Below are 26,123 nucleotides of genomic sequence, written 5' to 3'. Positions count from 1 at the left end.
CATATCAATCAGTGCCAGACGGAGTCCGGAACCCGGGCCAGATAAAGCGCGGGTTTTCCATCAACATCGGATGTAAACAAAATCTGTTTATTATCCGGCGTAAAGGAAGGATGTGGGTGAGTTACCTGCCGATCGCCTTCCAATACCGCCCATGATGTGTTGTGCTGCGCGACACGGTGCTGTTTGCCGGTCTTCATATTAAAAACGTATAGGAAAGGGTCGTTTTCAATCTTATAACCGCCGTCATCCTGTACATCGACCGGCGCATCAGAACCATCGCCCACCAGCAATGTACCATCAAAGTTACTCATCAGGTGGGAACAGGCCGGCATAACGGTTAATCGGCGGTTTTCCAACGTAACGGGATCGACGCTGCAAATATAACGCAGAGGATTCCCCTTATGATAAGAAACATAGATCATCGCTGAACCATCCGGCACCCAGAATTCATGCGTACAGCTCTCGCCCCGCTCATGTTCTTTCACCTTGCGCATGTTGCTGCCGTCTTCATTGATGAACCACATGCGGGCGTCGACCAGATCGTGCGGGCCTTCATGGCAAAAAGCGACGGTATTATCATCGCCGGGACGATAAATCGGGTGCCCCAGCCACTGGTTTTCCTGCAGGATGGTTTTCGCCTCGCCGCTTGCCAGGTCAACGCGAATCAGGCGGCAACAGGGGTTAGTGAAGTAAAATTCCTGAAATTTTTTCCAATCGGTTAACGGCTGCCAATCTTCCTTTTTAATTTCAATACCCACTATTTTGGTACAGTCGGAATTCGCGACCCAAGTACCGTACCCTACCCAATCATCGGGAACCTGATAAATCGTTTTCTCTTCCAGGGTATTCAGATCGACGCGCATCAGGTTGCGTACATTCTTCACGTAATATAACGCATCGTCGTTAGGGGATAAGAAACCGCCAAAGGTATTATCGCCCTCGCCTTCGGTTAATTGGGTGGCTTCCCCGGTTTTCAGATCCAGCAGATAGTAGTTCCAGGGGCCGTCAAACGCGCCGCCGAACAGCAGCTTACTACCATCATTGGTAAAACATTTCTGATAAAAATAATTGCGGTGGCAAATCACATCGGGCGGGGTTAAACGCACCACGTCGGCGCCGGTCGCCGAATCCTGATAGGTATGAAACGTTAGGGGGATCTTATTACCTTTGGCCATCCGTAAATCCTTAGAACTAATAATGAAGAATCTGAAGCCGCGCGGGCATCCAACGCTGTTGCGTTGCAAACTGCGGTTTCTATAAATTGTTTCGTCTATGACGATAAACGATCGCCGCGAAACGGCGATCGGCCTATTTCATGCGATAACGCCGGTTAAATCGCCATTATAGAAACATTGTTTCATTTTTCCGTGATCGTGATTTTATTTTGCAAAACATTCTGCGTGTTTCATCAATCGTTTCAGATTCAATGACATTACCCGGCAGCACAAAAAAGGAGGAAAAAATTAATGAGGGGGATAAAAACGACAAAGGCCCGATAAGGGCCTTTGGGTGAAAACGGCAAATACGGTTATTTCAGATAAGCGCCGGAACGCAATGCTTCAATTCGTTTGTCCAGCGGAGGGTGCGACATAAACAGTTCGCTGAACGACTTGGATTTACCATTAATACAGAAAGCCAGAATGCTGCCTTCTTCCTGCGGCTCATAGCTGGTTTTCAACCGTTGCAGGGCTGCGATCATCTTCTCACGGCCGACCAGTTTCGCCGAACCGGCATCGGCATGGAACTCGCGATAGCGGGAGAACCACATGGTAATGATGCTGGCAAGAATACCGAATACCAGTTCCAGTACCGTTGCAACGGCGAAATAGACCATCATATTGCCGCCGTTTCCACCTTCATCCCGGTTACCGGACAGAAAACCGGAAGCAACCTGAGCAATGATCCGGGAAATGAAGATAACGAAGGTGTTCACCACCCCCTGAATCAGGGTCATGGTAACCATATCGCCGTTGGCCACGTGGCTGATTTCATGAGCGATAACCGCTTCCGCCTCATCCCGGTTCATGTTTTGCAGCAACCCGGTGCTCACCGCAACCAGAGACGCATCACGCCGTGCTCCGGTCGCAAACGCGTTAATGTCGGGCGCATGATAAATCGCCACCTGAGGCATGACGATACCGACTTGCTGAGACTGCGAACGGACGGTTTCCAGCAACCAGCGTTCTGTTTCATTCCGTGGCTGCTCAATCACTTCACCACCCACAGATCGTAATGCCATCCATTTAGACATCAGCAGTGAAACAAATGCACCACCAAAGCCAAACAGCCCAGCCATTACCATTAAACCCTGGACACTGCTGGATTGGATTCCCGTCAGGCTGAGTATCAGCCCGAAAACCAACATCACCGCCAGGTTGGTGATCAGGAAAAGCGCAATACGCATCATAGAAGTTTGATTTCCTCTCGCAGAAAAATAAAAGTTTGTAACACCTACATCGTATGGGCTACGGCGGCATTTTCAAGCATTCTTAACTTTTCAGTTACTAAATCAACATAACTTTACATTTTATAAGGAGAAAAGCTTATTGCAGAGGCAGTTGTCGGCAGCGGTTTATAACAAATATATTACAGTCAAGACGAAAAAACGGGAGCAACCCGGCTCCCGCATCTTATATAACCCGGCATTAGACTATGTTCATCAATCAGCTTTGCGCATGCGCCATTGTTACGCTCATTGATGAAGTATCTTGTTGTTTTGGCGGCTTTATCCACAGAGTGATCAGTAAAGACGCCACCGACATAATAATAATCGCCGTAAAGGTTGCCTGAAAGCCCCCTAACTGTGCGGCAATGAACGAGCCAGAAAGCGCGCCGATGCCGAACCCTTGATAGATCACGCCGTAATTTTTGCTGTGGTTTTTCAGGCCGAAAAAATCGCCGACAATGGCCGGGAATACGGTGATATTGCCGCCGAAGCAGAAAGCGATCGCGCTTACGCAAGCAAAGAACAGCATGGGATTAAGCGGCAGGAAGGTCATAACGGAAACGGCCAGCGCAGTCACCAGCAGGGTAAAGGAAATTACGCGCAAACGCCCCATATTGTCTGAAATCGCCCCCAGAACAATACGTCCTATGGTGTTGAAGACGGCAATCGCGGAAACCGCATTCGCCGCCGTTTCCATACTCATACCGGCCATCTGAACGCCGATATCTTTGACTACGCCGATCAGATACAAGCCGCTCATGCAGGCGGTGAGAAAGACGATAAACAACAGGTAGGACTCTTTCGTCGCCAACATTTCACCCAGTGAAAAATCATGAGCGCGATGTTGAGACGAAGAAGCGTTTTCCTCGGCGTTCAAACCGGGTTCCCTCAGCAGCGCGCCGCCGATAATAATCATTGTCATCACAATGATTCCCCAGTAAAAAAAAGCGTCTGAAACGCCGACGTTGGCAATCAGAAAGTGATTAACATATTTGAACAGCAGGCTGCCTGTACCAAAAGCGCCGACGGAGATGCCGGCGATTAGGCCTTTGCGATCGGGAAACCACTTAATCAGGTTGGAGAGCGTAGTGATGTATCCCGTGCCATCGGCAAAGCCGACCACGCCGCCCATTAAAATGTAGATAAGCGTAATCGACGACGCGGCGGAACTGGCCATCAGCCCTAACCCCAGGGCAATCCCCGCGAACATAATCAAGCGGCGAATACCGATACGCTCCTGAAATTTACCGGCGAACAGCGTCGCCACGGCCAGACTGAAGCTGGTGATTGAAAACGTGGCGGCCACAGAGCCCAGCGACCAGCCGAATTTATCAACGAGCGGCTGGTTGAATAAACTCCAGGTATAAATAGTACCAAGCCCCATTTGCGTAATGATGGTGCCTAAAACAATCAAACTCCGGTTTACCGGTTTCGCCTTCATGGGTTTCCCCCCTGCATCAAAAGTTTGGTCCGAATCGATCGGTACGCTAAAAAATATAAGCTGATGTGCTGGAGAGACATGTCGCCGAAAACACCGTCAGCCTATGTGCTGAAGCCAGTATACAAGCGGGCTGACGGTGGTTGTCCGAATAGGGAATGAGATGCCTGGAATGCGGAATGAAATGCATCTAAAGACGCATCAATGACCTGAACTCCTTTATTTTGCTGCGGCTCACCGGCACTTCGAAATCCAGATCGTTAAGGCGCAGGATATAAGTATTGTTGAACCAGGGAACAATCTCACGAATTTTGGTCAGATTGACGCAGTAAGAACGATGGCAGCGGAAGAAATACTCTTCCGGCAGGCGGCTACAGAATTCGGTGATATTCATCGGCATGATGAACTCTTCTCGCCGGGTATAAACCAGAGTGACTTTTTCCTGCGCCGCCGCGTAATAGATATTATTAATATCCGTCACGATAATTCGTTCATCTTTCATCAGATTGATGGTTTGCTGCGTGTTGCGCTGCGCGCTGATGCCGATCCCCTGCTCCGCGCTGGGCGGCAATTGCCTCTGTTGCCAGGCCGCTTCCAGTTTATGCAGCATCGTCACAATGCGGGATTCGTGATACGGCTTGAGAATATAGTCGAACGCCTCTACCTCAAACGCTTCAACCGCATGTTCCTTATACGCGGTAATAAAGATGATATAAGGTCTGTGCGCAAACTTACTGATATTTTGCGCCAGCCAGACGCCGTCCAGCGACGGAATATTGATATCCAAAAAAATGGCATCGACTTCGTTGTGTTGCAGATACTTCAACACATCGAGGCCATCATCGAAGGCGGCTTCAATGCTGATATCGCTGTGCGCTCTGATAAGGTAGCTCAGCTCTTGCTGAGCCAGGAATTCATCCTCAACAATAATGGCTTTCACCGGCCTTCTCCTGACTGCATAATGCCAGCGGTAATTTTCTCTGGCGAACTATCGGCTTGCGAAATAATCGGTTGATTACTGCGGCGGGGAATATAGAAATAGATCTCGGTTCCAGGCTCTAAGCGCCGGATGTGCAATCCTTCGCCGTATAATAAACGAACCCGATGATGAACATTCAACAGGCCGATTTTATTACCCGGCACTTCGTTCCTCGCCACCCGGTCCATCGTTGCCTGATCAATCCCGTGTCCGGTGTCCTTCACGGCGATCATCAGCTTGTCGCCCAGATCTTTCACCGACACCACGACCGTACCCTTTCCACGGCAAGGCTGAATACCATGAACGATGGCGTTTTCCACCAGCGGCTGAATGAGCAGGCTGGGAATTTTATAGGATAGATCGTCATCAATGTCGTAAATAACGGTTAATTTCGAGCCGAAACGCGCCTGTTCAATGGCGATATAGTCACGGATTTGATAAAGCTCTTTTTTTATATCAATCAGCGAATCGTCATTCAATTCCAGGTTATAGCGCAGATAACGTGACAAATTAATCACTAGCTGGCGGGCCGTATCGGGATTAATGCGAATCGAGGAAGAAATGGCATTTAACGCGTTAAACAAAAAGTGAGGATTGATTTTACTCTGCAACGCCCGCAGCTCCGCTTTATTGGCCATATCACGCAGTTGCTCCGTGCGGGAAACTTCAATCTGCGTAGACATGATTTGCGACAGGCCGACCGCCATAACACGCAGTGAATAGGTAATCTTGTGCGCGTGACAATAATAAATTTTCAGCGTTCCGGTCACTTGCCCGTGTTCCCATAAGGGAATAACGATCATCGAGTGAATTTGCGGCGTAAGGTGCTGCTCATCATTATTTTTAATGATGATTTTTCCGTCATTAATCGCCAGCTGCGTCATGGGGCTAATGATGTCGTGTCCGATATTATATTTTTCTTCGCCAACGCCGACATAAGCCAGAATATGCTGGGTATTGGTGATAGCGACCGCGTCCGCATTGATTTCGGTGCGGATAATATTGCAAATAGTCGTCAATGAATCACTGTTGATGTTACGGAAGTACGGCAAGGTTTTGTGGGCGATATCCAGCGCCAGCTTCGCCTGTCTGGCGGCGATAACCTCTTTTTCGTTCGCGACGCTTTGCACCAATAAAACAATTAACCCGATACACACCGTGCCCAAAATCATCGGCGATGCAATTTTAGAAACAATATCCAGTCCCAACTCAATGGGTTTTGCCCAGGCCACCACCAGCAGCATCGTGAGCGACTCGCACAGCATTCCGCCCAGGATACCGACGCTCCATTGCTGTTCTTTTTTCACTTTCCGGTTAATGTAGCCGGCCATCACTCCGGCAATCACGCTGGTAATCAGACAGGGAATAGAGGTAATGCCGTCGATATCGATTAAATAGCGGTGGATCCCAGCGATCAGCCCGGTGGCGATGCCGACCCATGGTCCGAACAAGATACCGCCGGACATCACGGCAATCACGCGCACGTTAACCAGGGAGCCTTCGACATTGATGCCGGAATAGGTGCCGAACAGCGCGAACAGAGAAAAAATGGCCGTGACCATTACCCGTTCTCTAGGCGAGTGCTGTTCTTTTTGCAACAGTTGACGAAACTGCCGTGTGCGGGTAAGGAAAAACAAACAAATCAGCATCAACGCCGCACGGTCAAACACCGCCAGTAGCATCTCGAATATTTCGTGCACAGAACATTCCGGGAATCAGACGACAAGCCGGTCACTATAGAAAAAATGTGATCTATATTCCATTAGTTCTTGCGCGCATTGCAGCAATGCATTAAGGCTAAAACCGAGCATGTTCACCCGGCGAGGCGATGTCTCGACTTCAACAGGTTAGTGAACTCCTTCGCGGACATCGGATGACCAAACAGATATCCCTGCGCCTCATCACAGCCGCGATTTTTCAGTTGCTCGCACGGCTCCAGCGTTTCAATGCCCTCGGCGACGATGCCTAGTCCGAAGCTTTTGCCAAGATAGATTATCGCCCAAACAATGGCCGCATCCGTGGGCGACTCACACATGGTGCGAACAAAACTTTGATCAATTTTAAGACGCGTTACCGGATAGTTTTTTAATACGCTGAGAGAGGCATAGCCGGTGCCGTAATCATCAAACGCAATGCCGATCCCGGCATCCCGCAGTTCATACAACGGTTGCAACATGTTTTTATCGTGACGCAGGATGATATTTTCAGTGATCTCCACCTCCAACGAGCTGGCCGGCAAACCGGTCAGTTTCAGGATATCCGCGATCTTTTGCGACAGCATACCGGAACGGAACTGTGCGCTGAACAGGTTAACGCTGATACGGAAATCTTTCGCGCCGATATGGTGCCATTCGGCTGCCTGCTTGCAGGCGGTCAGCATCACCCAGTCGCCGACATACTCAGCCCAGGTGCCGCACTCCAGAGCGGAAAGAAACGCCCCCGGACTAAGTAATCCTTTATGGGGATGACGCCAGCGCAATAACGCTTCAGCGCCGACAATCTCATTATTCGACAGGTCTACCAGCGGTTGATAAAACACTTCAAACTCATGTTTTTTATAAGCCCGCGCGAATTCTGACTGAAACGCATGTTTGGCCTGAAAATTCTCGCGTAATACCCTGGTAAAGAAACGATAGCAGTTGCGCCCCTCGCTCTTGGCCTGAAGCAACGCCAGATCCGCGCTGGCCAGCAGTTCTTGAGCGGTAAGACCATGTATGGGATAAAACACTATCCCGACGCTGGCGCTGACATTGAGCGGCCCCTCGCCGGCAATCATGGTTTGCGAAATATTATGGATGACCTGCTCAGCGATCGTAGCCGCCTCATCCCGATCGTCCATGCCGGGAAACAGCAAGACGAACTCATCCCCGCCCATGCGGGCCGCTAAATCGCCTGTTCGCACGTTCATCTGTATTTTCTTTGCTACGCTGACCAGAATATCATCACCGCAGTCATGCCCCAGACTATCGTTAATATTCTTAAAGCCATCCAGATCGATCAGCATGATGCAGGCCGCCGATTTGTTTTTCAAAGTCTGTTCCAGATTCGAGGTCAATAGAGCCCGATTGGCCAGACCGGTCAGCGGATCCATATGCGCCAGTAAAAATAGTCGTTCCTCGTTACGCCGTCGTTCCTTCGTATCACGCAGAATAACGCCGTAACTTACAGCGTCATCATTTTTCCACATCGATACGGACAGCTCGACAAGAAACAAAACACCGCTTTTAGTTCGAACATTTAACTCCAGCGTGACGCCTTTAGCCAACCACGCCTTATCCGTAGCCAAACGAGTAAATTGAACGAGTAAATAGTCTGGGATAACGGTATCGACGCTATGTCCGATGATCTCGTCGCCGGCGTACTCTAGCATTCTCTGCGCGGAAGGATTCCAAAAAGTGATAATGCCTTTCTCGTCGACGCAGATAACGGCGTCGGTAGACGTTTTGGCGATTTTCTCAAAAACCGCCGGCCCAATCTTACGCGACAAATTAAGCCGTCTGGCCTCCAGCCGATCCATGACCAACATGGCCAGATCCTGCAAATTATGTTCATCTCTGACGCTAAAGGCCAACCGTGGTTTGATATCGATAATGCAAAGCGCGCCGATGGCGTACCCGGATAGGTTTCGTAATGGAATGCCTGCGTAAAAGCGAAGATGCGGCTCCCCCGTAACCAGCGGGTTATCTTTAAAATTCGGATCCTTACTCGCATCAGGAATAACCAATATGCCTTCTTGGTGAATCGCGTGCGTACAAAAAGCAATCTCTATCGGCGTTTCAGTAAATGAAACGCCAAGTCCCGCGGCAAACAACTGCCGTTCCGATTCCAGCAGAGAAACCAAAACAATAGGCACATTAAATATGTTTGACGCCAGATTAATCAGCTTGTTAAGACTGGGATCAAACAATTCGGTTTCAATTCCATACTCATGAAGAGCAGCGAGACGATTCGTTTCCTCTTTAACTATTGGAGTACAGCTCATGGGGCCCCCTATAGTATTCATCGCTTTAACGTTCAGATTAAAACATAAGTTTTCAATGTATAAATCTAGCCAACTATGTAACGAAATAGAACAATACGGACAAAAAAACAACGTTTCAAAACAAATAAAATGCTTGGACCGCTCAGCAACACAGCAGGAAATTCATATAACCCATAGATTATTAAAGCAAAAAAACCAAAATCGCTATACATTAACAACATTAATAATGACAATTGTAACCATTTAATTTGTGTAATGAATTTTCAAATAGAATTGAAGCCGCGCCCGGATATCAAGACTGGCATCCAGTCAGGATCGGTACGCATGATGCTTTTACTTGAGTTAGCGCTTCTGTTATCGCGGGCAGGAGAGATTGAAAACGAAAGGACGGAACAACAACCGCTATGGCATAAGGAGAGCTGCAATGCGTTTTCAGCGGGATGCCAATGGCGCAAATGCCCTCGGCATGCTCCTGATAATCAAAAGCGAAACCGCTGACTCTAACCTGCCGAACCTCCTCCAGCAGTTTGTCGATCGACGTAATGGTATTGCTGGTCAGCGCGGGCATACCGCTGTTAAATAAACTGACGATCGCATCATCATCCATATTGGCTAAAATAGCCTTGCCGCTCGCCATGGCATACAGCGGTTTTGGCCGTTCGGCAGCCGGCACAACCCGCACCACCTGGTCGGAAATAATGCGATCAAGGCAATAAACCTCGGTGCCATGAATAGTCGAGATATCCACCGTTTCATGGGTCATCTCAAACGCCATCTCCAGCGGACGGCGCAGTTGAGCCGCCACATTCGAATAGGACATTTTCGCCAGTTCATTGATTCCCCATCCAAGCCTGACGCCGAATTTGCTACTCTCGACCAGATTCTCTTCTTTCAGCGTATCAACGATACGCTGTACCGTCGAACGGGGTAAATTCGTTCGCGACGCTAACGTCCCCAGACTGACGCCCTCGCATCCCAGCGCGCGCAAAATGCTTGCGGCTCGCGATATCACCTGGATTTTCTGGGCTTTTTTATTCATCATTCCCCCGGAAACATTTCAAAACCGTACCACGATGTGGCTAATATTGTATTGGATTAAAATAAGCGTATTATGATTTTATGTTGACGCAAAGTTAAAAATACGTCAGAAGATTGATGTAGCTTTGCAAAAATACATGACTAAAATTGGGTATACGCCGCTATCGCGCTCTCAATGCGGACGTTGATACAGGCTTACCGCAATTCGTTGGATATGTTCCAACTTTCAAGCTGCACCCTATTCCATAGATAAAGGAGAACTGACATGGCATATGCCACAACAAATCCTTATACCGGGGAACTGATTAAAACCTTTCCTGATGCGACCGATGCTGAAGTTGCATCAGCGATTGAACATGCACATGCGACTTTCCAGGCTTGGAAAGACACGTCATTCGCCGAACGGCGCGCCATTATGCAACGGGCGGCCGACCTGCTGCGTAAAGACAGCGACGAACATGCAAAATTGCTAACGCTGGAAATGGGCAAACTGTTTACCGAAGCGAAGGCCGAGGTTGAACTCTCCGCTCAGATTTTTGAGTATTATGCAAAATATGCCGAATCCCTGCTGGAGCCGGAAAAACTCCCCGTCGCCGATCCGGCGGAAGGCGAAGCGGTGGTATACCATGAACCGCTTGGCGTTCTGCTCGCAATCGAACCGTGGAATTTCCCTTACTACCAGATTGCCCGCATCATTGCCCCGCAATTGTCTGCCGGCAATACCGTGCTTTTGAAACATGCTTCCAACGTTCCGCAAAGCGCCGCGCGTTTTGAACGACTGATGCTAGAAGCGGGTTTGCCCGCCGGCGGATTCAAAAATCTGTACGCCACACGCACCCAGATTGAATTAATTCTCAATGACCCACGGGTTCACGGGGTGGCGCTTACCGGCTCCGAAGACGCCGGCGCGCTTGTCGCTCAGCAAGCCGCCAAAGCACTCAAAAAATCGACGCTGGAACTCGGCGGCGCCGATGCCTTTGTCGTGCTGGCCGACGCCGAATTGGAAAAAACCGCAAAATGGGCGGTGTTCGGGCGTCACTGGAACGGCGGACAGGTGTGCGTGTCGTCTAAACGAATGATCATTGTTGATGATGTCTACGACGACTTCCTCAAACTGTATACCGATGGCGTAGCTGCATTACGCACTGGCGATCCAATGTCTGCCGAAACCACGCTTGCCCCGCTCTCTTCACAGAAAGCGGCTGACGAAGTGAAAGAGAAGATTCAGTTCGCCGTGGACCATGGCGCGACGGCGACCGAAGTGGGACCGAAAGTGCCGGAAAATGGCGCGTTCGTCCAACCGACGATTTTGACCAACGTCACGCCGGACAACCCGGCCTATTCCATGGAGTTTTTCGGGCCGGTATCCATGCTGTTCCGCGCCAAAGACGAAGCCGATGCCATCCGTATCGCCAATGACTCCCCCTTCGGTTTAGGCGGTTCTGTCTTCACCCAGGATGCTCAACGCGGCGCGGAAGTCGCCAAAAAAATCTCCACCGGGATGGTCTTTGTGAATCACCCGACCATGGTTAAAGCCGATCTTCCGTTCGGCGGTCTCCGCCGCTCTGGTTACGGACGAGAATTGATTGGATTGGGCATCAAAGAATTTGTTAACCACAAGTTGATCGACATCGTCGATATCGATGCTGAATTCTAATTTTTCAGGTTCCTGATATGATGACCTGTATGCGACATTTCCCCAGTGAAAAGTCTAAATACAGGTCTTTATTTTAATAAGCGGACTTAACTATAAGGAAATATTATGGAAAATATTAATCTCGTCGGTATTTCAGGCAGCTTACGCCAGAAATCAACCAATAAAGGGTTATTGCGCGCAGCGCAGTCGGTATTACCTGAAAACGTATCGCTGAATATTGCCGACTTAAGCGACGTGCCATTTTATAATTCAGATATCGCCGCCCAGCCCGAATCAGTTCAACACATCGTTCAACAGGTCAAAAAAGCCGATGGGCTGGTTTTTGCCTGCACCGAATACAATTATTCGATGGCGCCGGCGTTAAAGAACATTCTTGATTGGCTGTCTCGTGATGAAGACCAAACGTTGCTGGCAGGGAAACCCGTGGCAATAATGGGCTCCGGCGGCGGAATGGGAACATCGCGTGCTCAGTATCATTTACGTCAGGTGTGCGTATTTCTCGATCTACGCCCGCTGAATAAGCCAGAGGTGTTCTCAAACGCCTATAGCGACAGTTTCGACGCAGACGGCAATCTTATTGACGATAGAATTAAGGGATTGATATCACAACAGATATCAGCGCTGACCGCCGCCATCGACAAGGCGTAATCGCGCAATCAATCAGTTTCGGTAAGAATAAAAAACAGGCCAGCATATACCGCTGAAAAGCATAACTGGACACAGGCAATACAACACCAATGATGCTAATCAAATATGCTGACCACTATGGACGCTAAATAAAATTAAGCCGGAAAATAACTTATTGAATGTTCGGGCGTATCATTCTTTGCATGGATGATTAAATCCCAATCGCCAGTATATGGAACCGTTAAATAAACTTCATCCTCAGCACTCACGCTAATAGCGTCTTGTGTAGCGGCTTTATTCTGAGTGTCCATTGTATGTGAGCCATTGATCATTTGAAGATCAAAAGCGTTAGAACAACGAACAATTAGCGTATCACCACCAAAAAGACTCATACACGTGCGAATTACAGACATACATCCTCCGCGGCATACAGCTATTAGCATGCCTTTATGAAACATAATCTATGGAGCATTTTTCCCACAACGGGATTTTCATAAGAGCAAATTACATACCGACAGATTGTGATTTAGATCAACATAATCCCACGTTTCCAATGGATCGCCGGCGAAATAAGATGAACCCATAAAATGTAAATTCTTATTAGGCGTTTTGATAATCATCATAAATCGAATGATAAACAAGTTATGCCCGGCATTTCACAGCATAAAATACGGTATGGACTGGGAAATGGTATTTTTTGCCAATGATGATCCCAATTTTGGCGCAAACTTCTACATTGATAAAATCTGACGCTGCCCCGCCCCGTTATATCGATACTTTATAGCGTCAAGAAAAATCGGGCGCGCCGCCGGTATGCGTCTTGATCACAAACCTGACCCGCCCGGCGTCATAGATTCGTCGTCAGCGCCGGATTTTGCTCACTGACGGATAGGTACTGCGCCAAGAGAAAAATCAGCCCCATGCCGACCAGACAAAAAATGACGCCGCCATACCCGATAAAAGACACGACGATACCGGTCAATGCCGGCCCCGAAATACTTCCGGCTCCCCAGACAACCCCGAAAAGGGAATTGACGACAATGAGCTTCTGCCCGGAAAAACCTTTTCCTGCGCGAACCAGCGAAAGCGTATAGATAGCGCCGGCGACCGCCCCCAGGATAAAACAGTTCAGGAACATCAAATGCGGAGAATTAAACGTTAGCGGCACCAGCATCGACAGAATACAAAATACCGCCCCACAGCCGATGTGAACGCGCCTGACGCCGAGTTTGTCGGCCATCCAGCCCATAGCAGGTTGTAACAGCGCATCCCCCAGGAAAATCACGCTAACCAGAAGCGCGGCGGTTTGCTCCGTCAGCCCATTCGCCATGCCATACAGCGGAAATAACGATAGTACGCTGGCGTCGAAAAAGGAAAAACACAGCACGCCCACGGCAATGGCCGCCGCTGTTTTCAATACGCGGCGATAAGAGACCGGTGTTTTCTCCTCGGAACTCGCGACGCTGCGGCAGAGGACGAGCATCAATCCGCATACCGCCGTCATGATACCGATGGACCATACGGCCCATGTCTCATAGGCATTGCCCGCCACAATCAATAGCGGTCCCATCAGTTGAAAGCCGGTGAACGCCGAGGTGTATAAGCCGGTGAACGTCGCCTTATAACGCTCCGATGCCGCGCCGGCGATCCAGCTTTCGCCGATGACAATCACAACTCCGCTGGCCAGCCCCGTCATCAAGCGCGGGAAAAGCAATAGCGCGGGATTGTTCAACAGGCACGACGCCACGGTTGAAACGGAAAGCGCCAGCAGGCTAAAAACCAGCAGAATTCTCATGTTTATTCGCCGCGTCAGCGCGGGAGTGATGAACGATGAGATAAACATCCCCACGGCAGGAAGCGCGGAAATAACGCCCAACAGCGCGACGCCATGCCCCATCGCAGCCAGCCGCAGGCTGATAAGCGGTAACGTGTAGCCGGTAATCAGCCCCACCAGTGATGCGGCGAAGATCATCATAAAGGTGAAATAATGCTGCTGATATTTATCAAAAGAAAAGTTCATGATTCTTTCAATGCTGGTTTAACCGAATGGATGAAGATATCACGCCAGATTGAGGGATAGATAGCCAGAGACAACCGGATTACCGATCGAAAAAATAACGACAAAAACAATCGGGAAAACGATTAGGACGATGGTTAATACAAAAACAGGGGGATTTTTGTGGAAAAACGGTTTACTGGCAAAACATAGGGGCCGAAATGGCAACCTTGCGCCAGTGTGGAATTGGATTCAGGCAATAGATGCCCGATGACACGCGGCATCTCGCCACGCATCGTGGTGATATCAATGGTCGCCATGAGGATCCTGATAATGGTATAAAAAGGGCATAAAAAAAGCCCCGCTGTTTAAGGCGAGGCTTGGTAACTTCGGGGAAGTTAGCGCGTATCAATCAAGAGCGCAAGCGATGAACCTTCGATTAGAAACCGTATTTTTTTTCGGTAAGGGAGTGTTCAGAATTCTGTGTCACGGTAAAAATATTACAGCGTAATCACGTTATTCAGTCGCCCGTCAAAATAAATGGCCAACTGCGACAAGGTCAAGTTCCAGTTCTGGATTGGCATTGTCCATTTCTCCCGCGCATTCATCAGCCCCAGATAAAGCAGCTTCAACAGGCTGTTTTCATTAGGGAACGCCCCTTTGGTTTTCGTCAGCTTCCTGAACTGCCGGTGAACTGATTCGATGGCGTTGGTGGTGTAAATCACCTTGCGGATATCCGCCGGATAGCGGAAGTACGCCGACAGATTTTCCCATTTCCGGCGCCATGACTGGATAACCATCGGATACTGCTGGCCCCATCTGGCATCCAACTCGTCCAGCGCAGTTTCCGCCGCCGCTTTCGATACCGCGCGGTAAACCGGCTTCAGGTCGGCCATGAACGCTTTGTGGTGCTTCGACGCCACGTATTTGATGGAGTTGCGTATCTGGTGGATGACGCACAACTGCACTTCCGTCTGCGGATAAATGCTATTTATCGCTTCCGGGAACCCGGTCAATCCGTCCACGCAGGCAATCAGGATATCCCTGACACCCCGGTTTTGCAGGTCGGTCAGCACCGACAACCAGAAGTTGGCTCCTTCACTTTCAGACAGATACAACCCCAGCACGTCTTTTTTGCCTTTGGCGTTCAGGGCCAGTACGGTATACACCGCCTTGCTCACATAGCGCCCATCCTCACGGATTTTGTAGTGGATGGCATCCAGCCAGACGAAAGGATACACCGGCTCCAGCGGGCGCTGCTGCCAGTGTTTCAGTTCGGGGATGACCTTGTCGGTAACGGCGCTGATAGTGGACGTGGAAACGCTGAAAGCGTACAGGTCTTCGATTTCCCGGCTGATGTCGGCGTAGCTCATGCCGAGAGCGAACAGGCGGATAATCTTGTGCTCAATCTCGTCGGACAGGGTGGTCTGGTGCTTTTTTACCAACTGAGGCTCGAAAGTGCCATTGCGGTCGCGTGGTGTGGCGAGTTCAAAACTGCCGGTCGTCGCTTTAATGGTCTTTTTGCCGGAACCGTTTTTACGGTTTGCTTCCACATCTGCAGCCAGATGAGAGTCAAGTTCAGCGGCCAGAGCAGCTTCAGTTAACTGTTTAATTAATGGGGTTAAGATACCATCCTTGCCTGTTAATGCCTGACCGGACTGGAGGGCCTTAAGTGCTTTGTCGAAATCGAAGGGCTGGGACATGTGTCATTCCTTTTTTGAAGTATATTACTGGAATGACACAGAATTTCTAACGCTCTCTTCGGTAACGAATCTGGGTTCTTTCCAATTGGGACCTTTTACAACTTTTCCATTTTGGTCCTGAAGCACTCCTTTTCGAAGCAACTCATCATAGGCAAACGAAAGCTCACCACTGGAGATAACTTCGAACCGGTTATATGTGTACAATCGATCTAATTTACGGTAGTCGGAGGTTGGCCCCAGGAAGGTTAGCACATCCTCTACGCTTTCATTTTTTACAATATCACTCAAAGACATTATTTTTTCCCTCCTAAAGCATCTTTTAATTCCTGTTCATATGCGGCTTGTAAAGCCTCATCAGTATAAAGAGCCTGCTCCCTTTCATTTATTTTGTAATCCTCAAGGGTTGCTGTATGTGTATTATTCCACACATCTTTTTGCTCCTTAACACTTTGAGGAACCGCACCATCCCGTATGCCCAGATTTCGGTAGCGCTCTAGCTCCCTGACTTCATGGGTATAAAAACGTTTGTCGGTATCGGTGGCCTGCAGTTCACCCTTCAGAATTTTTTCCAGGCGGTCGATCATCACCTTGTTTTCTGGCGTTTCCGCAAACCGGCCGGTATGAAGTTTCACCTTGTCCACTCCGGCGCGGTCAATTTTAATATTTTTCCAATCCAGCTCCAAGATCGGGCCGCCTGTCGTTTTTGTGTGAGAAAAAGCCCATCGAGTTACCGATGGGCGGCTTCCCCTAGTGACGTTTTTATAGTTTTTCATCACTATTAATCATGGCACCTGGGCTGTATATTTTATAAACGTTTATACAGATCGATTTGTGGTAATTGATCGCTATAACCGATCAATTAGCTGGCAGGGAAATACTTATAAATCGTCTTCACCGTCACGCCGCAAATCTCCGCGACTTGACGCCGTGTTGCGCCGTTCTGCAACATCTGCCTGGCATGCTCAATAATATCTGGCGTCATGACCGGTCTCCTGCCGCCGATCCTACCCTGCTCTCTTGCAGCCACAAGCCCGGCGCGGGTTCGTTCAACTATCAGCTCGCGTTCCATTTCTGCTAACGCGCTCATAACGTGGAAAAAAATCGGCCAGTTGGCGTTGATGTGTCTATCGAGTTGGTCAGGCTGCGGAAATGAATGCCGCGGGACTGCAAATCAGAGTCGAGCGTTATCAGGTCGCGCACACTGCGGCCCAGCCGATCGAGTTTCCAGACAACGAGTGTAACGCTATGCTATTGGCCCTGGTTACAGCCCAACGTCTGGATGATGTGGCAAACATGAAGTTCTCGGACATTTGGGATGACCATCTGCATGTAATTCAAGAGAAAACCGGTACACGGATTGCCATTCCATTATCGTTACGCTGTAACGTTATTAACTGGAGCTTGCGCGAGGTTGTAAACCGATGTCGCGACTATGTCGTCAGCCCTTACCTGGTGCATTTCTTTCGATCTACCTCGCAGGCGAAGCGCGGCGACGCCGTCTCTTCCCGCACGCTTACAATGCGATTCAGCGCAGCCAGAGACAGGATTGGTTTGGGCCGACATTTCACGAACAACGCTCATTAGCTGAACGACTTTACAGAGAGCAAGGAGATGTGGATACACGGTTATTACTGGGGCATAAATCACAACAACAAACCGACAGATACAATGACGATCGCGGCAAAGATTGGTTAACAATTACGGTCAATGACCGATGAAAAACGATCATCAAAAAGGTCATTTTTCAATCAGATTTACTAAATTGTTTTACTAACCGGAATTCACCATGTTAAAAATCAGCGGAAGCCAAACGCCCCCGCCGATCAATGTTATAACAATATACTTACATGTTATCGATGATGTCCTGCGCGAACTCGCTACATTTCCGCAGCTTAGCGCCTTCCATCAGGCGTTCGAAATCGTAGGTCACGGTCTTGTTCTTGATCGCACCCTCAACGCCTTTAACAATCAGGTCGGCGGCTTCGAACCATTGCAGGTGACGCAGCATCATTTCCGCAGACAGGATAATAGAACCCGGATTCACTTTATCCTGGCCGGCATATTTAGGCGCGGTGCCGTGGGTCGCTTCAAACAGCGCGCATTCGTCGCCGATATTAGCCCCCGGTGCGATACCGATACCGCCGACCTGTGCGGCCAGCGCATCAGAAATATAGTCGCCGTTCAGGTTCATACAGGCGATAACATCATATTCCGCGGGGCGCAGCAGGATTTGTTGTAAAAACGCATCGGCAATCACATCTTTAACGATGATATCTTTACCGGTGTTCGGGGTCTTGATTTTAACCCACGGCCCGCCATCAATCAGTTCTCCGCCGAACTCTTCACGCGCCAGCTGGTAGCCCCAGTCTTTGAAGGCGCCTTCGGTGAATTTCATGATATTGCCTTTATGGACCAGCGTGAGGGAGTCACGATTGTTGGTGATGGCATATTCAATCGCCGCACGCACCAGACGCTTCGTGCCTTCTTCGGAACATGGCTTGATGCCGATGCCGCAATGTTGCGGGAAACGGATTTTATTTACGCCCATTTCATCGCGCAAAAACTTGATCACTTTATCCGCTTCCGCCGAATCCGCTTTCCATTCGATACCGGCGTAAATATCTTCGGCGTTTTCACGGAAGATAACCATATCGGTCAATTCAGGGTGTTTTACCGGGCTTGGCGTGCCTTCGTAATAACGAACCGGACGCAGGCAGATATATAGATCCAGTTGCTGGCGCAATGCGACGTTCAGAGAGCGGATGCCGCCGCCGACCGGCGTAGTCAGCGGGCCTTTAATCGCAACGCGATACTCGCGAATCAGATCCAGGGTTTCTTCCGGCAGCCAAACGTCTTTACCATAAAGCTGCGTTGATTTTTCGCCGGTATAAATTTCCATCCAGGAAATTGCGCGTTTGCCCTGATAGGCTTTTTTTACTGCGGCATTAACAACGTCGATCATGGCCGGCGTGACATCAACGCCAATACCGTCCCCTTCGATAAAAGGGATCACCGGATTATTGGGAACGACCAGCTTGCCTTGAGCATCAACCGTGATCTTTTGCCCCTCTGTCGGTACTACTACTTTGCTTTCCATTAACCTCTCCTTCGAGCGCAATTTGTTAATGACTTGTAAGATGTGTGTCGATACTACTTGAATATTTAGCCCGCGCCAATCGCAAACCTTTTCGAGTATAATGCTTTTGTTACCCGCGGCTATAAAGATGATGAATAAATTCCCTGTTAAAAATCACCGAGTTAAACGATTCAGCTCCCGAACGGCAAAAAAAAGCGCTAATACGGAGCCTCGACGCATCGTATTGTTCAATAAACCTTTTGATGTGCTGCCCCAGTTTACTGATGAAGCCGGCCGTTCAACCCTGAAAGACTATATACCGATTAGCGGCGTCTACGCAGCCGGGCGTCTGGACCGGGATAGCGAAGGGTTGATGATCCTCACCAATGACGGAAAGCTTCAAGCCAAACTTACCTCGCCCGCCTATAAAACCGCAAAAATTTATTATGTTCAGGTTGAAGGCATTCCCGACGCAGCCGCGCTTTCCCGCTTCCGAAGCGGTCTTGAGCTTAAAGACGGTAAAACCCTGCCGGCGGGCGCTGAAATAGTACCGGAACCAGACTGGCTGTGGCCGCGGGTTCCGCCGATCAGGGAACGCAAAAACATCCCCGTCAGTTGGTTGAAAATCACCCTGCATGAAGGCCGCAACCGTCAGGTTCGGCGTATGACGGCAAATATTGGTTATCCCACGCTGCGCCTGATACGCTACGGCATGGCCGATCGGACCGTGGAAAACCTGTCCCCCGGAGAATGGAAGGAGATCGCTGATGTTTAAGCCACACGTTACCGTTGCCTGCGTAGTCCAGGCTGAGAACCATTTTCTGGTGGTTGAAGAGTTGATTAACGACAAACTGTTGTGGAATCAGCCCGCCGGACACCTGGAAGCCGATGAAACGCTGATTCAGGCCGCCAGCCGGGAGCTGTGGGAGGAGACGGGTATTCAAGCGGAGCCGCAGAGTTTTCTGCAGTTACACCAATGGATCGCCCCCGATCATACGCCATTTCTGCGTTTCTGCTTCTCCCTCGATCTGCCCTATCGGATGGAAACGCACCCCCACGACAGCGATATCGAGTGCTGTCGCTGGTTGACGGCGGAACAAATCCTCAACTCCGACCGGCTGCGCTCACCGCTGGTTGCGGAGAGCATCCGGCGCTATCAACAGGCCGAACGCTATCCTTTAACGATACTGAACGCCTTTAACTGGCCGTTTTAGCGCATAACGTATCAGGAATAGCGGTGCAGGCCCGGTCGCAACATGATAAAATACGCCGCTTGTTTTTCGCTTTAATGTCATACCCGGTGGATTTCGAATTGCGGGAGAGAGGCCGAATAACCGGGCCAACGCGCCTGTGATTTGAAAAATGGCGGGTATACGTATTTCAGTTCGTGAGACTTCTATGTCAGATAACAGCCAGAAAAAAGTGATTGTCGGTATGTCCGGCGGTGTTGATTCATCCGTTTCCGCTTACCTGTTACAACAACAGGGCTATCATGTTGAAGGCCTGTTTATGAAAAACTGGGAAGAGGACGACGACACGGAGTATTGCTCCGCGGCAACCGACCTTGCCGACGCACAGGCCGTCTGCGACAAACTTGGCATAGAGCTGCATACCGTCAATTTTGCCGCCGAATACTGGGATAACGTCTTTGAACTGTTCCTGGCGGAATATAAAGCAGGCCGCACGCCCAATCCCGATATCCTGTGCAATAAAGAGATCAAATTCAAAGCGTTTCTTGAATTCGCGGCCGAAGATTTGGGCGCGGATTACATCGCCACCGGCCACTATGTCCGTCGTCAGGACGTCGATGGCAAAAGCCGTTTACTCCGTGGATTGGACGGCAATAAAGACCAGAGTTATTTTCTCTATACGCTCAGCCATGAGCAGATCGCGCAAAGTCTATTTCCCGTCGGCGAATTGGAAAAGCCGCAGGTGCGCAAAATTGCCGAGCAACTGGAGTTGGCGACCGCCAAAAAGAAAGACTCCACCGGCATTTGCTTTATCGGCGAACGAAAATTCACCGAGTTCCTCTCCCGTTACCTGCCTGCTCAGCCGGGGCCGATTCTGTCCGTCGACGACAACAAGCCGATGGGAGAACACCAGGGGCTGATGTACCACACATTAGGCCAGCGTAAAGGGCTGGGGATCGGCGGCGTCAAAGATGGCGGAGAAGAACCCTGGTACGTTGTAGATAAAGACGTGGGAAACAATATCCTTTATGTCGCGCAGGGACACGAGCACCCTCGCCTGATGTCCCGCGGCTTAATCGCCCAGCAGTTGCATTGGGTCGATCGTCAACCGCTGACCGGGGAATTTCGCTGCGTCGTCAAAACCCGTTATCGTCAGGCGGACATTCCCTGCACCGTCACCCCGCTGGGGGAAGATCGCATAACCGTACGTTTTGATGAACCGGTCGCAGCCGTTACCCCCGGCCAGTCCGCCGTTTTCTATCTGGGCGATGTCTGCCTGGGCGGCGGCATCATTGAAGAGCGTTTACAGGAGTAACCGTGGCCAAGAATTATCATGACATTACATTGGCGCTTGCGGGTGTCTGCCAGTCCGCCCAACTGGTGCAGCAGTTGGCCCATACCGGCAATTGCGACAATGAAAGTCTGCACACGTCGCTCAACAGTATTCTGGTGGTCAACCCGCTATCGACGCTTGCCGTTTACGGCGATGCGGAACGCAACCTGAAAACCGGGCTGGAAACCTTGCTGGGCATATTGAACACCAGCGGTAAAGGCCCGGGGGCCGAATTGTCACGCTATACCTTCAGCCTGATTACGCTGGAGCGCAAACTGCATGGCAAAAAAACGGCGCTTGATGAGCTGGGTAAGCGCATCGGGCAGTTGGAGCGTCAGTTGGAGCATTTTGAACTGCTCTCTGATACGATCGTCAGCGCGCTGGCCGGTATTTATGTTGATGTCATCAGTACGCTGGGGCCGCGTATTCAGGTTACCGGCTCGCCGGAGATACTGAAAAACAGCCAGATTCAGGCCAAGGTGCGCGCGGCGCTCCTGGCCGGTATTCGCTCAGCGGTGCTGTGGCAGCAGATTGGCGGCGGACGCCTGCAACTGATGTTCTCCCGCGGTCAACTGGTGAAAGAAGCGAAACAGATATTGGAACGCTGCTGATGAACGGCTGCGCGGCGAACGACCCGCGCTAGTCGTCATAGCGTCAAAGCAAATACATTCTCCCCACAGCAGATAACCGCCTGCGCGGGGATGACGATTCAAGATGTTTGCCGATAGCATGAACTGTATATTTATTGTTATTAAAACCAATCCCAGGAGTTGCTTGCGATGGAATTATCCTCACTGACCGCCGTTTCCCCGATAGATGGCCGCTACGGCGATAAAGTCAGCTCGTTACGCGCTATTTTCAGCGAATTCGGTTTACTGAAATTCCGCGTACAGGTTGAAGTACGTTGGCTGCAAAAGTTGGCGGCCTGTGCAGAAATCCAGGAAGTTCCTGCATTTGATGCTGACGCAAACGCTTTCCTCGACAAAATTGTCGCCGAATTCAATGAACAGGACGCGGCGCGCATTAAAACTATTGAGCGCACCACCAACCATGACGTTAAAGCCGTTGAATATTTTCTGAAGGAAAAAGTCGCCGCCGTTCCGGCACTGCACGCCGTGAGCGAATTCATTCACTTCGCCTGCACGTCGGAAGATATCAACAACCTGTCCCACGCATTGATGCTGGATAGCGCGCGCCGTGACGTGATCCTTCCCCAGTGGCGCAAAATCATTGACGCGCTGGCCGATCTGGCCCGGCAGTATCGCGATATTCCGCTGCTGTCGCGCACGCACGGACAGCCGGCCACGCCATCCACCATCGGCAAAGAGTTCGCTAACGTCACCTACCGGATGGAGCGCCAATATCGTCAGCTTCAGCAGGTTGAAATCCTGGGCAAAATCAACGGCGCGGTGGGCAACTACAACGCGCATCTGGCAGCCTACCCGGATATCGACTGGCATCAGTTCAGCGAGAGTTTCGTCACGTCGCTGGGGATCGCCTGGAACCCCTACACCACGCAGATCGAACCCCATGACTACATCGCGGAATTGTTTGACTGCATCGCCCGCTTTAACACCATTCTGATCGACTTTGACCGCGATATCTGGGGTTACATCGCCCTGAATCACTTCAAACAGAAAACCATTGCCGGTGAAATCGGTTCCTCCACTATGCCGCATAAAGTGAACCCGATTGATTTCGAGAATTCGGAAGGCAACCTGGGGTTAGCCAACGCCGTGTTAGGGCATTTAGCCGGGAAGTTGCCGGTTTCCCGCTGGCAGCGCGACCTGACCGACTCAACGGTGCTGCGTAACTTGGGCGTAGGCGTGGGTTACGCGCTGATCGCCTATCAGTCAACGTTAAAAGGCATCAGCAAGCTGGAAGTCAACCGCGACCACCTGAGTGAAGAGCTGGATCATAACTGGGAAGTGCTGGCGGAGCCGATTCAAACCGTTATGCGCCGCTACGGCATTGAAAAGCCTTATGAAAAACTGAAAGAGCTGACCCGCGGCAAACGCGTTGACGCGGCAGGCATTCAGGCGTTCATCGATGGCCTGGCGCTGCCGGAAGCGGAAAAAACGCGGCTGAAGACCCTGACGCCGGCGAATTATATCGGCCGCGCCATTCAAATGGTCGATGATCTGAAGTAAGGGCGGCCAGCCGCCGGGCGCAGTTCCCTGTTTCTGTCGCCCGCTTACCCTGATACGACTCGCGGGGATGAGATTTCAATAGCTTATCCCCGCGATCGTCCGGCCGCCAGGCGCCTATTTCTCTCTCCCCATTTCCCTTCGTTCGCCCGTTTATCCACGGTTTATTATCTCTATGGATAATCTGTCAGATAAAAACTAAATAATAGGATTATTCCGCCTACCTATTACTATGATACGTAAGTGGTGTTCGCTTATATATACCGTCAGCCCGTTTTACAAAGGAAATAGCAATGCGCATTATGGTTGTCGAAGATAACGTTTTATTACGCCATCACCTTACCGTGCAAATGAATGAAATGGGACATCAGGTCGATGCGGCGGCGGGAGCCAAAGAGGCCGATTATTTCCTGCTCGAACACTCGCCGGATATTGCTATCGTCGATCTCGGCCTGCCGGATGAAGACGGCATGAGTATGATCCGCCGCTGGCGTTCACAGCAGTTCAAGCTGCCTATTTTAGTGCTGACGGCCCGTGAAGGGTGGCAAGATAAAGTCGCGGTGCTGGAAGCGGGCGCGGACGATTACGTCACAAAGCCGTTTCATATGGAAGAGGTGGTCGCTCGCCTCCAGGCGCTGATGCGCCGCAACAGCGGGCTGGCATCGCAGATTGTCAGCATATCGCCGTTTGAAATCGATCTGTCGCGGCGTGAACTGATGATTAAAGGGGCGCCGGTTAAACTCACCGCATTTGAATATACTATTATTGAAACCCTGATCCGCAACAATGGAAAAGTCGTCAGTAAGGAGTCGCTAATGTTACAGTTGTACCCTGATGCAGAGCTGCGCGAAAGTCATACTATCGATGTATTAATGGGTCGTTTACGCAAAAAAATACAGAGCGCCGGTTCCCCTGACGTCATCACCACGGTTCGCGGTCAAGGCTATCGTTTCGACATCGACGCCAGTCAAGCGCAAGATGAGTAATAAAAAATCGCCCGGCGCGCTGTTTAACGCCGCGGGTGACGGGCAGAAGCCTCATCATAAAAAATTTCCTTTTTCGCTGCGCGTCCGCTTTTTACTCGCCACCGTCGCCATCGTTCTCGCCTTGTCCCTGGCTTACGGCATCGTGGCCATTATCGGTTATAGCGTCAATTTCGATAAAACCTCTTTCCGGCTGCTGCGCGGCGAAAGTAACCTGTTTTACAGTCTGGCGCAGTGGCACGACAATCAGTTAACCATCGCCACGCCGCCGGATATTGATATCAATTTCCCCACGCTGGTTTTGATTTACGACCAACAGGGAAAAATCCTCTGGCGTGAAAAAGAAGTGCCGCAGTTGGAAGCGCTGATCAAGCCGGAATGGCTGGAAAAAACGGCCTATCATGAGCTGGATATCGATAGCAGCACCAGCAGTTCGGTGCTGAAAGAAAACACGCTCCTGCTGAATAGTCTCCGGGCGCTCAATAGCGTCTACTCGCACACGCTGACGCACTCCGTCGCCGTTAACGTTTATCCGCGCACCGAGCATCTCCCGCCATTAACCATCGTGGTAGTAGACCGTATCCCGCAGGAATTGCAGCAGGAAGACATTGTCTGGGAATGGTTCAGCTATGTCGTCATCGCCAATCTCATTCTGGTTTTCCCCCTGCTCTGGCTCGGCGCGCACTGGAGCCTGCGCCCTATCAAGCATCTGGTCAGGCAGATTGCCGAACTGGAAAACGGCACGCGTGAACAGTTGGATGAAAATCCGCCGCGCGAGCTGTTCAGCCTGGTGAAAAATCTAAACATTCTGTTGAATAACGAGCGCCAGCGCTATCACAAATACCGCACGACCTTGACCGATCTCACTCATAGCCTGAAAACGCCGCTGGCGGTTTTACAAACCACGCTGCGGGCCTTACGTACCGGTAAGGAGATCACCATCGATCAGGCGGAACCCATCATGCTGGCGCAGATCAGCAGAATTTCACAACAGATTGGCTATTACCTGCATCGCGCCAGCGTTCGTTCCGAACATCATATGTTAATGCGCGAGCTCCATTCCGTCCCGGCGCTGCTGGATGGATTATGTTCCGCGTTGAATAAGGTTTATCAGCGCAAAGGCGTGGTGCTGACGCTGGATATCTCCCCCGAACTGACCTTTATCGGCGAGAAGAATGACTTTATGGAGATTATGGGCAACATACTGGATAACGCCTGTAAATATTGCCTGGAGTTTGTGGAGGTCAGCGCCCAATATTCCGACCATAAGCTGCATTTGATCATCGACGATGACGGTCCCGGCATTCCTGAAAGCAAACGGGAAGTGATTTTTCAACGCGGACAACGCGTCGACCGGTTGCGTCCCGGTCAAGGCATCGGCTTGTCGGTCGCTGCGGAAATTATCGAGCAATATCAAGGCGAGATCGTCATTAGCGACAGTACGTTGGGAGGCGCGCGCGTCGAGGCCATCTTCTCCCGTCAGAATCTTGGTCAGAATGAGCTATGAAAGTCGGTACAGCCAACCGCG

21 protein-coding genes and 4 pseudogenes are annotated in these 26,123 nt (G+C 50.4%); 10 read left to right on the top strand and 15 right to left on the bottom strand.

Annotation, left to right across the window (positions count from 1 at the left end):
• Positions 1-8 precede the first annotated feature (8 nt).
• The 7 genes from ogl to HC231_RS10100 all read right to left on the bottom strand — a co-directional run bounded on the left by ogl (position 9) and on the right by HC231_RS10100 (position 9,887).
• Positions 9-1,175 (bottom strand): oligogalacturonate lyase, encoded by a 1,167-nt coding sequence (gene ogl / locus HC231_RS10130; protein WP_208230860.1) that lies wholly within the window; start codon positions 1,173-1,175, stop codon positions 9-11.
• Between the two features lie 353 nt (positions 1,176-1,528).
• On the bottom strand, positions 1,529-2,407 hold the full coding sequence (gene htpX / locus HC231_RS10125; protein ID WP_208230859.1) for a protease HtpX: 879 nt from the start codon (positions 2,405-2,407) through the stop codon (positions 1,529-1,531).
• A 256-nt stretch (positions 2,408-2,663) separates the two neighbouring features.
• The gene (locus HC231_RS10120) at positions 2,664-3,887 is read right to left on the bottom strand and encodes an L-lactate MFS transporter (RefSeq protein WP_208230858.1); all 1,224 of its coding nucleotides are present in this window, start codon (positions 3,885-3,887) and stop codon (positions 2,664-2,666) included.
• Between the two features lie 187 nt (positions 3,888-4,074).
• Positions 4,075-4,824 carry a LytR/AlgR family response regulator transcription factor gene (locus HC231_RS10115; protein WP_208230857.1) on the bottom strand — a complete coding sequence of 250 codons (750 nt, stop codon included), beginning with the start codon at positions 4,822-4,824 and terminating at the stop codon, positions 4,075-4,077.
• Complete coding sequence (locus tag HC231_RS10110) at positions 4,821-6,563, bottom strand: sensor histidine kinase (RefSeq protein WP_208230856.1); 1,743 nt, start codon at positions 6,561-6,563, stop codon at positions 4,821-4,823. Before HC231_RS10110 ends, HC231_RS10115 begins: the two co-directional genes overlap by 4 nt.
• Before the next feature lie 113 nt (positions 6,564-6,676).
• The gene (locus tag HC231_RS10105) at positions 6,677-8,845 is read right to left on the bottom strand and encodes a sensor domain-containing phosphodiesterase (RefSeq protein ID WP_208230855.1); all 2,169 of its coding nucleotides are present in this window, start codon (positions 8,843-8,845) and stop codon (positions 6,677-6,679) included.
• Between the two features lie 292 nt (positions 8,846-9,137).
• The gene (locus HC231_RS10100) at positions 9,138-9,887 is read right to left on the bottom strand and encodes an IclR family transcriptional regulator (RefSeq protein ID WP_208230854.1); all 750 of its coding nucleotides are present in this window, start codon (positions 9,885-9,887) and stop codon (positions 9,138-9,140) included.
• A gap of 261 nt (positions 9,888-10,148) precedes the next feature.
• Here HC231_RS10100 and HC231_RS10095 point away from each other — a divergent pair, with 261 nt between their 5' ends.
• Both HC231_RS10095 and HC231_RS10090 read left to right on the top strand, forming a co-directional pair.
• Positions 10,149-11,540, top strand: a complete 1,392-nt coding sequence (locus HC231_RS10095) for an NAD-dependent succinate-semialdehyde dehydrogenase (protein WP_208230853.1) — start codon at positions 10,149-10,151, stop codon at positions 11,538-11,540.
• A gap of 105 nt (positions 11,541-11,645) precedes the next feature.
• Positions 11,646-12,188 carry an NADPH-dependent FMN reductase gene (locus HC231_RS10090; protein ID WP_208230852.1) on the top strand — a complete coding sequence of 181 codons (543 nt, stop codon included), beginning with the start codon at positions 11,646-11,648 and terminating at the stop codon, positions 12,186-12,188.
• Positions 12,189-12,322: 134 nt separating this feature from the next.
• Here HC231_RS10090 and HC231_RS10085 read toward each other — a convergent pair whose 3' ends face one another.
• From HC231_RS10085 to HC231_RS10055, 7 genes and pseudogenes are all read right to left on the bottom strand, one after another.
• The gene (locus HC231_RS10085; protein ID WP_208230851.1) at positions 12,323-12,580 is read right to left on the bottom strand and encodes a hypothetical protein; all 258 of its coding nucleotides are present in this window, start codon (positions 12,578-12,580) and stop codon (positions 12,323-12,325) included.
• A 434-nt stretch (positions 12,581-13,014) separates the two neighbouring features.
• Entirely contained in the window at positions 13,015-14,187 is a 1,173-nt protein-coding gene (locus HC231_RS10080) for an MFS transporter (RefSeq protein ID WP_208230850.1), read from the bottom strand.
• 194 nt (positions 14,188-14,381) lie between these two features.
• A pseudogene (locus HC231_RS23950) lies at positions 14,382-14,483 on the bottom strand (hypothetical protein); the annotation flags it as partial.
• Between the two features lie 180 nt (positions 14,484-14,663).
• Positions 14,664-15,866: an IS256 family transposase gene (locus tag HC231_RS10070; RefSeq protein ID WP_208228152.1), complete on the bottom strand. Its 1,203-nt coding sequence runs from the start codon at positions 15,864-15,866 to the stop codon at positions 14,664-14,666.
• A 24-nt stretch (positions 15,867-15,890) separates the two neighbouring features.
• Positions 15,891-16,160, bottom strand: a complete 270-nt coding sequence (locus tag HC231_RS10065) for an immunity protein (protein WP_208230848.1) — start codon at positions 16,158-16,160, stop codon at positions 15,891-15,893.
• Positions 16,160-16,561 (bottom strand): annotated as a pseudogene (locus tag HC231_RS10060) (S-type pyocin domain-containing protein); the annotation flags it as partial. The gene HC231_RS10065 and the pseudogene HC231_RS10060, both read right to left, overlap by 1 nt.
• Positions 16,562-16,725: 164 nt before the next feature.
• Positions 16,726-17,102: pseudogene (locus tag HC231_RS10055) on the bottom strand (recombinase family protein); the annotation flags it as partial.
• 3 nt (positions 17,103-17,105) lie between these two features.
• Here HC231_RS10055 and HC231_RS23945 point away from each other — a divergent pair.
• Positions 17,106-17,584: pseudogene (locus HC231_RS23945) on the top strand (tyrosine-type recombinase/integrase); the annotation flags it as partial.
• Positions 17,585-17,709: 125 nt separating this feature from the next.
• Here HC231_RS23945 and icd read toward each other — a convergent pair.
• Positions 17,710-18,963, bottom strand: a complete 1,254-nt coding sequence (gene icd / locus HC231_RS10050) for an NADP-dependent isocitrate dehydrogenase (protein WP_208230847.1) — start codon at positions 18,961-18,963, stop codon at positions 17,710-17,712.
• 100 nt (positions 18,964-19,063) lie between these two features.
• Between icd and rluE the strand changes: the two genes are divergently transcribed.
• From rluE to phoQ, 7 genes are all read left to right on the top strand, one after another.
• Positions 19,064-19,717, top strand: a complete 654-nt coding sequence (rluE, locus tag HC231_RS10045) for a 23S rRNA pseudouridine(2457) synthase RluE (protein ID WP_208230846.1) — start codon at positions 19,064-19,066, stop codon at positions 19,715-19,717.
• Positions 19,710-20,156 (top strand): NUDIX hydrolase, encoded by a 447-nt coding sequence (locus tag HC231_RS10040; protein WP_208230845.1) that lies wholly within the window; start codon positions 19,710-19,712, stop codon positions 20,154-20,156. Before rluE ends, HC231_RS10040 begins: the two co-directional genes overlap by 8 nt.
• A gap of 184 nt (positions 20,157-20,340) precedes the next feature.
• Positions 20,341-21,447 (top strand): tRNA 2-thiouridine(34) synthase MnmA, encoded by a 1,107-nt coding sequence (gene mnmA, locus HC231_RS10035; protein ID WP_208230844.1) that lies wholly within the window; start codon positions 20,341-20,343, stop codon positions 21,445-21,447.
• 2 nt (positions 21,448-21,449) lie between these two features.
• On the top strand, positions 21,450-22,076 hold the full coding sequence (hflD, locus tag HC231_RS10030) for a high frequency lysogenization protein HflD (RefSeq protein ID WP_208230843.1): 627 nt from the start codon (positions 21,450-21,452) through the stop codon (positions 22,074-22,076).
• 168 nt (positions 22,077-22,244) lie between these two features.
• Entirely contained in the window at positions 22,245-23,615 is a 1,371-nt protein-coding gene (gene purB / locus HC231_RS10025) for an adenylosuccinate lyase (RefSeq protein WP_208230842.1), read from the top strand.
• 290 nt (positions 23,616-23,905) lie between these two features.
• Positions 23,906-24,598: a two-component system response regulator PhoP gene (gene phoP / locus HC231_RS10020; RefSeq protein ID WP_208230841.1), complete on the top strand. Its 693-nt coding sequence runs from the start codon at positions 23,906-23,908 to the stop codon at positions 24,596-24,598.
• Positions 24,591-26,102: a two-component system sensor histidine kinase PhoQ gene (gene phoQ / locus HC231_RS10015; protein WP_246494766.1), complete on the top strand. Its 1,512-nt coding sequence runs from the start codon at positions 24,591-24,593 to the stop codon at positions 26,100-26,102. The genes phoP and phoQ overlap by 8 nt, the downstream gene beginning before the upstream one ends.
• Positions 26,103-26,123: the final 21 nt, after the last annotated feature.

Origin of the sequence: Brenneria izadpanahii (assembly GCF_017569925.1) — a bacterium.
Taxonomy (GTDB): domain Bacteria; phylum Pseudomonadota; class Gammaproteobacteria; order Enterobacterales; family Enterobacteriaceae; genus Brenneria; species Brenneria izadpanahii.
Note: the sequence above shows the minus strand (reverse complement) of the source record. Positions and strands in the feature narration are given on the sequence as shown.